At 70.0% G+C, this 1264-nt stretch carries 1 protein-coding gene; it reads right to left on the bottom strand.

The genetic code is table 11. The annotated features are described in order from the left end of the window. The coding region (locus LWC33_RS34645; protein WP_233308935.1) for an MFS transporter at positions 1-1235 on the bottom strand (1235 nt) is incomplete at its 3' end. Positions 1236-1264: the final 29 nt, after the last annotated feature.

The following is a 1264-nucleotide window of genomic DNA, read 5'->3' as shown; positions in this document are numbered from 1 at the left end:
GCGTCGCGTTCGGGGTTCATGAGCAGGACCGCGGCGGCGCCGCCGATCAGCGCCATGACGCCGAAGACCTGGAACGCGGTGGCGTAGCCCTCGGCCGGCGAGGCGGCGGCGTCGACGACGACACCGGTCAGGTACGGCCCGACCAGCCCGCCCAGTGCCATCAGGGCCAGGAAGATGCCCAGGGTGGTGGCGAGGCGGTGCGGCGGGCACAGCTGGGAGACCGCGGCGTTGATCAGCGGGAACACGATGGAGCCCACGCCGTAGCCCAGCGAGACCACGGCGACGGCGAACGCCGGGGAGCCGATGGCGGGCAGGGCGGTGAGTGCCACGCCGCAGAGCAACAGCCCGGTGCCGGGCAGGATGCCACGCAGGACCCGCGAGGAGGTGCCCCGAGACATCAGCCGGTCGCTGATGAAGGTGCTGGTGAACAGCGCGATCACACCGACGATCGACGGGAACCCGAACATGACACCGGCCTGCAGGCGGCTGTACCCGAGTCCGACCTCGAAGTAGGAGGGCAGCCAGGTCAGCACCGTCGAGACGAGGGCGTACATGGCGAACACCGCGAGCAGACCACCGATGAAGGTCGGGGTGAGCGCGATCCGCCACCACGGCAGGTCCGCGTTCGGTGCCACCGCCGCCTTCGGCTCGGGTGTGTCGGTGGGCTCGGCGGGGGCCGTCTTGGCCTTGGTGCCGTACGGGCCCTCGCGCCAGACCATCAGCCAGACGATGCACCAGGCGATGCCCATCGCGGACAGCGCGATGAACGCGCCCCGCCAGCCCCAGGTGGCGACGATGACCGCGAGCAGCGGCATCAACGCGATCTTCGCGATCGACGAGCCGGAGGTGATGAACGCCCCGGGCAGGGCCCGCTTCGCCGGCGGGTGCCAGGAGTAGACGCCGGTGTGGATGATCGCGCTGGACGGGCCCTCGAACAGGCCCAGCGCGATCCGCGAGGCCATCATGATCGCGAACCCGGCGAACAGCGTGGCCGGCAGCATCGACGCCGCCCAGGTCAGCGACAGGATCACCATGATCCAGCGCAGCGCGAGCCACCGGGTCAGGGCGCCGGCGAAGAACCCGCTGAACACGAACGCGGCGAAGAACGCGCTCCCGATCAGACCGATCTGCGAACTGGAGAGGCCCAGCTCCTCGGACAGCGGCTGGGCCACCAGACCCAGCACCGCCTTGTCCGCATAGTTCAGAACATAGAGCGCCACGAGCGTGAACGTCACACCCCAGGCCTTGACCCGGGACTCACCGA

Source organism: Pseudonocardia terrae (assembly GCF_021343995.1).
Taxonomy (GTDB): domain Bacteria; phylum Actinomycetota; class Actinomycetes; order Mycobacteriales; family Pseudonocardiaceae; genus Pseudonocardia; species Pseudonocardia terrae.
The sequence above is the reverse complement of the archived record's forward strand: the minus strand, read 5'-3'. Positions and strand labels throughout refer to the sequence as shown.